The sequence below is a fragment of the Rhodobaculum claviforme genome (genome assembly GCF_016653255.1).
Taxonomy (GTDB): Bacteria; Pseudomonadota; Alphaproteobacteria; order Rhodobacterales; family Rhodobacteraceae; genus Rhodobaculum; species Rhodobaculum claviforme.
In genome coordinates, this window is sequence record NZ_NHSD01000170.1 from 1 (window position 1) to 7,086 (window position 7,086).

The following is a 7,086-nucleotide window of genomic DNA, read 5'->3' on the forward strand; positions in this document are numbered from 1 at the left end:
CGGCTGTCCGATGCGCCGCGCGGCGGCCGTCGACTGGCGGATGCGGGCGCTTGGCGGGGCGGTGCCGCATGGCTTTGTGCTGGTGATCGACGCGGCCGCGCCGGGCGACGCCTCGGCGGCGCTGGAACAGGTGGCTGACGCGGTCGTCACCCTCGATCCGCAGGATCGGGTGTGCCTGTTCAACGCCGCCGCCGAACGGTTGTGGGGCTTCTCCCGGGCCGAGGTGCTGGGCCAGGACATCCGCATGCTGCTGCCCGGATGGGGCGATGCCCCCCCCGAGGCGGGCCAGCTGGCGCGCGCCGACGGCACCACCGTCCCCGCCCGGCTGGCGCTGTCGCGCATCGACACCCCGCAGGGTCCCCGCCGGATCGTGGTCGCCCACGACACCACCCGGGGCCATGCGCTGCGCGCGCAGGTCGAACAGACGCTGGAACAGGCCCTCGACGCGGTGGTGGAGATCGACATCCACAACCGGGTGACCTTCTTCAACGCCGCCGCCGAACGGCTGTGGGGGTTCTCCCGGGCCGAGGTGCTGGGCCGCAACGTGGCCATGCTGGTCCCGCCGGAGATGCGCGCGGGACATGACGCGATGGTCAACCGCAACCGCACCACCGGGCGCAATCGCATCGTCGGCACCTCGCGCGAGGTGGAGATCCACCGCAAGGACGGCACGCAGCGCTGGGGCAGCCTGTCGCTGTCCAAGGTCGTGCGCGACGGCGGGGCGATCACCTACACCGCGTTCCTGCGCGACGTCACCGCCGACGTGGCGCAGCGCGAGCGCATCCGCCTGTTGTCGCTGGTCGCCGACGAGACCGACAATTCCGTCATCATCACCGACGCCTCGCGCCGCGTGATCTATGTGAACCCCGGCTTTACCAAGCTGACGGGCTTTACCCTGGACGAGGTGCGCGGCCGCGTCCCCGGCCATCTGTTGCAGGGCCCCGAGACCGATCCCGACACCGTCGCGCGCATCCGCGCCGCGCTGAGCCGCGGCCAGCCCTTCTACGAGGAGATCCTGAACTACGACCGCGGGGGGCGGCCCTACTGGATCTCGCTGGCGATCAACCCGGTGCGCGACGGGACCGGGCGGGTGGTGCAGTTCATCTCGATCCAGGCCAACATCACCGCCACCAAGCTGCGCGCGCTGGAGTTCACCCGCCAGCTGGAGGCGATCTCGCAGACCGCCGCGCTGGCGGAGTGGGCGCCGGGGGGGCAGGCGATCTCGGCCAACAGCTATCTGTCGGCGCGGCTGGGCGGGCCGTTGCCACGGCTGGAGGCGCTGGTGCCGCGCGCCGATCTTGCCACGCTGATGGAGGGCGGCGAGCTGCGCCACGAGCTGACGCTGGAGGGGCGCGACGGTGCGATCATCCTGGATGCGATGTTCCTGACGCTGTCGGATGTCGCGGGCACGGTGCAGAAGGTGCTGATGTACGGCCCCGACATCACCACCCGCGCCCAGGCGGTGAACGACACCAACGCAGCGGTGCGCGATGTCACCGTCTCCAGCCGCGAGATGGCGGCGGTGTTGCAGACCATCGACAATCTGGCGATGCAGACGAACCTGCTGGCGCTGAACGCCTCGATCGAGGCGGCGCGGGCGGGCGATGCGGGGCGCGGCTTTGCCGTGGTCGCCGGTGAGGTGCGCAGGCTCGCCGATCGCTCACGCGCGGCGGCCGAGCAGGTGGGCGCCAAGATCGCGCTGACCCGTGAACGGGTCGCGCGGCTGGCCGAGAGCATCAACCGCCTGCGCCACTAGCCGGCGGAAGGGCGCCTGCGGCGGGTGTTGCCTGGCGCGCCTGTGGCGGGTTCTGTCTGGTGCGCCTGTGGCGGGTTCTGTCTGGCGCGCCTACGGCGGGTGTTGTCTGGCGCGCCTACGGCGCGACGAACTGCTGCCAGCGGCGCATCAGATAGGTGTGTTCGTCCATGAAGGCGTTCCAGACCCGCGCGCGCGACATGCGTTCGCGGTGTGAGCCGCCGGGGCGGCGGTGGCCGGCGGGCACCGCCGGGCGGCCAAAGGGGTCGGGCAGCACCTCGCAGGCGGGGGCGCCGCCGTACCAGTAGGCCCATTCGGCCGCGCTCATGTGCGGGCGCACCCGCTCGGGCAGGGTGCCGTAATACCCCTGCCGGGACAGGCACGCCATCGGCCAGCCGTTCTGCCACCAGTTCAGATAGGCATAGGCCGCATCCAGCATCCGCCCCCCTGTCGCCGCCGACACGCACACATCGGCGTGCCAGCCGCGCATCCCCTCGATCGGGTCGGCCATGTGCACCGACATGCCGCCGCGTTGCAGCCGCACGAAGCCGGGATAGAACATGCTCTGCACCAGAACGCCGCGGCGCATCAGCTCGGCGGCCTCCTCGTAGTTGCGCCAGCTGCGGCGGAAATGGCCGCGCCGTTTCAGCCGGATCAGGGTGTCGACCACCTGGTCGATCTCGTCGATGGTCAGATTGCCCAGGTCGGCGAAGCTGACCCGCTCGGAGGCCTCGGTGGCAAGGGCGGCCTCGATCATGCCCAGCACCGGATCGGCCAGCAGCGCCGCGCGCCCGGTCCAGCGCGGATCGAACAGCCAGCCCCAGCTGTGCGGCTCGTCGCGGTCGATCAGGGTGAACAGGTCCTCGTGAAAGGCGAAGCTGTCGACGCCGTGCATGCACGGCAGCATGGCGATGGAGGGCGCGGGCGCCGACCCCAGCCGGCCGTCGGGCTGTACGAACAGCCGGTCGAACACGGTGTCGATCACGCCGGTGTCGCCAATGCGCGCGCGCGCGGCCGCCAGGATCTCGGCGCCGCCGTCGATGCGCTCCAGCGCGATGGGCTGGATGGCGCGGGCGGTCCATGTCAGGTCCACGGTGTGCCACTGGTGGTACACGTCGAAGCTGGCGGGCCGGGACACCACGCGCTGCAACCCCTCGATGCTGTCGGACAGCTCGAAGGTGATGGGAAACGGCAGCTCGGCGCGGGCGCGGTCGCGGATCGTCTGCGGCAGGAATTCGCTGCGGCCGATGACGCGCAGGGGGGGGTGGTCCACCATGGTCAGTGTATCCGGCTGAGGTAGGCGGCGACCTCGGGCGCGTCGAAGATCGACAGCACCTTGAGGCGCGCGCGCGCCCGGTCGTGTTCCGCATCCAGGTGAAACCGCAGCGCCGCCGCCGCCCCGCCGGCATCGCCGATCAGCATGTGGTCGAACACCAGCCGGTGTTCGGCCAGCATCGCGCCCGCGTCATGCACCCCGATGTAGGTCGCGAACAGCCGGTTCACCACATGCGCCAGTTGCAGCGGGCGCACGGTGTCGGCCAGCAGCCGGTTGGGAGCCGCGGCCACGCAGGTGTCGTGCAGATCCGCCTCGAACGCGTCGATCTGCGGCTGTGTCAGCGGCGCGGGGCCCGCCAGCGCCGCGCGCAGCCGTTCGCGCATCGCCGCCAGATCGGCGCGCGGGACCTGGCCGATGGCGCAGGACACCGCCAGCGGCTCGATCTGGCGGCGCAGCTCGTGCGCGTCGGCCAGCCTGCGCGCGCTCAGCGGGCCGGTGATCCAGTGCGACTGGCGGTCCTTGCGCACCATGCGTTGGCCGTGCAGCCGCGACAGCACATCGCGCACCACCGTGCGGCTGACGCCGAAATGCGCGCCCAGCACGGTTTCCGAGACCATGAAGGTGCCGAACGGAATGGCGTTGAGGACCTGCGCCGCGACCTCGTCCAGGATCGGCTCCCAGCTGGGGGCGACGGGGGCCTGGCGGCCGTCGGGATCGGGGCCCAGCGTCAGGTCGATGTCGTGCAGGTTGCGCCGCACGGGCCGGTCGGCGCCGGGGCCTGCGACCATGTAGCCCTGTCCCGGCACCTCGAGGATGACGCCCCGGTCGGCCAGCGCCTTGAGCGCGCGGGTGACGGGCGAGCGGCTGACCGACAGCCGCTCGGCCAGGGGGCTGGCCATCAGCTGCGTGCCCGGCGGAAGGGTGCCCTGTGCGATGCTGCGCGACAGCAGCTCCTCGACCATGCGGTAATAGGTGTGGTTCTTCACGCGCAGCCCGTTCCAGCGACCCCTGGCGCACCGCGGTGCGGGGGCCCTCGGGGTCTTGCTACGCGCAAATTTCGCCCGTTTCCAGTGTCGCGGTGCCCGTGGCACGGGCAGATATGTCGCGCCCCGGCCCGCGTGGCGCAGGGGGTTGCGGCGCCGCGCCCTTGACGGTCCGGGGCATCGGCCCGACATCCCGCATATCCCAACAACGGAGACATCGCGTGGCCCGGCCCATCCATTCCATGATCCGCGTTCTCGACGAGGCGCGCAGCCTTGCCTTCTACCGCACCGCCTTTGCGATGGAGGTCGCCGAGCGGCTGGACTTCGACGCCTTCACGCTGGTGTACCTGTCCGCCCCCGACAGCCCGTTCGAGCTGGAGCTGACGGTCAACAAGGACCGCACCGAGCCCTATGATACCGGCGACGGCTATGGCCATCTGGCGGTGTCGGTGGCCGATCTGGACGCCGAACACGCCCGGATGCAGGCCGCGGGCCTGGCGCCGCGCAAGATCGTGGAGTTCGCCCCGGCCGGCACGGTGATCGCGCGGTTCTTCTTCATCGCCGATCCCGACGGCTATCAGATCGAGGTGTTGCAGCGCGGGGGCCGCTACCTCTGACGGGGGCGCCGGATGGCGGTCTGGCGATGGCCGCACAGGCGCTGTGTTGCGGTGCGTATTGTCTGGCGCCGCCGCAATGCCGATCTGTGGGCGACGCGGGACCGGCCAGGCCGGGCACCCCCTGCCATCACACACGGGAGATACCACATGAAGTTCAAGCTGTTCGCCTCGACCCTCGCGCTCGCGGCCGCCGGTGCCATCGGCGCGGCCCAGGCCGAAACCACCACCTGGGCGCTGGACGCCAGCCACAGCCAGATCGTGTTTTCCTACGATCACCTCGGCTTCTCGACCACCTACGGGATGTTCTCGGGCTTCGACGGCGAAATCACCTTTGACAGCGCGGACCCGGCCAATTCCTCGGTCACGGTGTCGTTTCCGGTGACCACCATGCTGACCGGCTGGGAGGAGCGGTTCGAGCACTTCATGGGCGATGATTTCTTCAACGCCGCCGAGAACGAGACCGTCACCTTCACCTCCACCGCGATCGAGGTGACGGGCGAGGAAACCGCCCTGATCACCGGCGATCTGACGATGAACGGGGTGACCCAGGAGGTCGTTCTGGACGCCAGCCTGAACGCCATGGCCGAGCATCCGATGGCCAACCGCCCCTGGGCCGGGTTCGACGCCACCACCACGCTGCTGCGGTCGGACTTCGGGCTGGGCGCCTTTGCGCCCTTCGTCAGCGACGAGGTCGCGGTGATGATCTCGATCGAGGCGATGCAGGCGGACTGAGCGTCCCGTCCGCACAGGACCCGCACCACGCCACGGCCGCCGGAGAAATCCGGCGGCCTTTTTCGTGGCTTGGGGGGAGATGGGGCGGACCTATCCTTTTGCGCCAAAGCTTATCCGTTCGCGACGTGTTCCCCCCTGGCGCGCGGGGGTAACAAGGGATCAACCAGGAAACAGGTGATCCATGACGACCAAGATCCTTCTTGTGGCGGCCGTTGCGCTGGCGACGGGCGCCCCCGTGGCCGCGGCCACCCTCGACGAGCGGACGCTGCCGGGCAGCGACTTCTCGGATGTGTTCGACCGGCCCACGGTGATCGGTGCCGACGTGCAGACCGTGCTGGGCGGGCAGCAGTTCACCCTCATGGGGACCGACTCCGATTACCTGATGTTCGAGGGGTTCGCCGACGGGGTGGAGCGTCTGGATTTCCGCATCACCAACCCGCTGGGTGGCTGGGGCGGGTTCAACCTGCGCTTCAAGGACAGCCCGTTCACCAGCGCCCATGACTGGTGGCCGCTTGTGGGCCATGTCGAGGTGTCGCGCGTCATCGACGGCGCCCCGCAGGAGTTCTCGTTCGACCTGAGCGGGATCACCGGCCCGCTGTATCTGGCGTTCGACTTCTTCAGCGCGGATTTCACCTCTGGCAGCGGTGTGCGCTACGAGATCACGCAGGTCGGCGGGGGCGGCACCCGCGGGCCCGAGATCATGCCCTCGGCGATTCCGCTGCCGCCGGCGGGGGGGCTGATGCTGGCCGGGCTGGGGCTGCTTGGGCTGATGCGCATCCGCAAGCGGCGCGGCTGAGGGCCGCGCGTCAGGGCGCGCCCGCGGGCGGCGGGATCACCGGCAGGCGGCGGCGTTCGCCCCGGCCGGTGACCGCGGCCCCCGTCAGCAGAAGCGGCAGCGCCAGCACGAACGCCGGGCCGATGGGCGTGCCGAACAGCCACAGATCGGCCAGCACCGCCCAGATCAGCGTGATGTATTCAAACGGCGCCAGCGCCGACGCCTCGGCCAGCTTGAACGACATCGTCATCGCCAGATGCGCGCAGCCCCCCAGCAGCCCCGCCAGCACCAGCAGCCCCAGCACCGGTGCCTCGGGCGTGACCCAGCCCAGCGGCGCCGTCGCCAGCCCCGCGAGCGCGGCCACCACCGCGAACCAGAAGGCGATCGCGCCCGGCCCCTCGGTCGCCGTCAGGCGGCGGATCTGGAGCATCGCGGTCGCCGTCAGCAGGGCCGCCAGCACCGCAAGCCCGATCCCGGTCACGCGTCGCGCGTCCAGCCCGTCGGCCGCCGCCCACAGGTCCGGCGCCGTCAGCGCCAGCACCCCGGCAAACCCCAGCGCAAGGCCCGCGGCGCGGCTGCGGGTCAGCCGTTCGCCCAGGATCACCACCGCCAGCACCGTCAGGAACAGCGGCGCGAGGTAGCCCAGCAGCGTCGCCTCGGCCACGCCCAGGCGCGACAGCGCGGCAAAGCCCGTGAACATAGACGCCGCCCCGATCACCGCGCGCAGCGCATGCCCCCCCGGCCGCCGCGTGCGCAGCCCCGACGGGAATTCATTGCGCAGCCACAGGAACAGCACCAGCGGCCCCAGCGCAAAGAACGAGCGGAAGAACACGATCTGGCCCAGCGGCACCGCGTCGGCCACGGTTTTCACGCACGCCACCATCGCCGCGAACAGAAGCCCCGACAGGATGCGCAGCGCGATGCCCTGGCCCATTGGCCCCAACGCCCCC

General features: G+C 70.8%; 6 protein-coding genes and 1 pseudogene. 4 read left to right on the forward strand and 3 right to left on the reverse strand.

Annotation, left to right across the window (positions count from 1 at the left end; all coding sequences use genetic code 11):
* Positions 1-40 precede the first annotated feature (40 nt).
* Positions 41-1,678, forward strand: a pseudogene (locus tag CCR87_RS17485) (PAS domain S-box protein); the annotation flags it as partial.
* A gap of 193 nt (positions 1,679-1,871) precedes the next feature.
* Here the strand turns inward: CCR87_RS17485 and CCR87_RS05605 are convergent.
* Both CCR87_RS05605 and CCR87_RS05610 read right to left on the reverse strand, forming a co-directional pair.
* The gene (locus tag CCR87_RS05605; RefSeq protein WP_201156581.1) at positions 1,872-3,029 is read right to left on the reverse strand and encodes an ABC transporter substrate-binding protein; all 1,158 of its coding nucleotides are present in this window, start codon (positions 3,027-3,029) and stop codon (positions 1,872-1,874) included.
* A 2-nt stretch (positions 3,030-3,031) separates the two neighbouring features.
* Positions 3,032-4,015 (reverse strand): GntR family transcriptional regulator, encoded by a 984-nt coding sequence (locus CCR87_RS05610; protein ID WP_201156582.1) that lies wholly within the window; start codon positions 4,013-4,015, stop codon positions 3,032-3,034.
* A 218-nt stretch (positions 4,016-4,233) separates the two neighbouring features.
* Between CCR87_RS05610 and CCR87_RS05615 the strand changes: the two genes are divergently transcribed.
* From CCR87_RS05615 to CCR87_RS05625, 3 genes are all read left to right on the forward strand, one after another.
* Entirely contained in the window at positions 4,234-4,629 is a 396-nt protein-coding gene (locus CCR87_RS05615) for a VOC family protein (RefSeq protein WP_201156583.1), read from the forward strand.
* Positions 4,630-4,776: 147 nt separating this feature from the next.
* Positions 4,777-5,361, forward strand: a complete 585-nt coding sequence (locus CCR87_RS05620) for a YceI family protein (RefSeq protein ID WP_201156584.1) — start codon at positions 4,777-4,779, stop codon at positions 5,359-5,361.
* Between the two features lie 181 nt (positions 5,362-5,542).
* Complete coding sequence (locus CCR87_RS05625; protein ID WP_201156585.1) at positions 5,543-6,157, forward strand: hypothetical protein; 615 nt, start codon at positions 5,543-5,545, stop codon at positions 6,155-6,157.
* Positions 6,158-6,167: 10 nt separating this feature from the next.
* Here the strand turns inward: CCR87_RS05625 and CCR87_RS05630 are convergent.
* The coding region (locus CCR87_RS05630; RefSeq protein WP_338048880.1) for a DMT family transporter at positions 6,168-7,086 on the reverse strand (919 nt) is incomplete at its 5' end.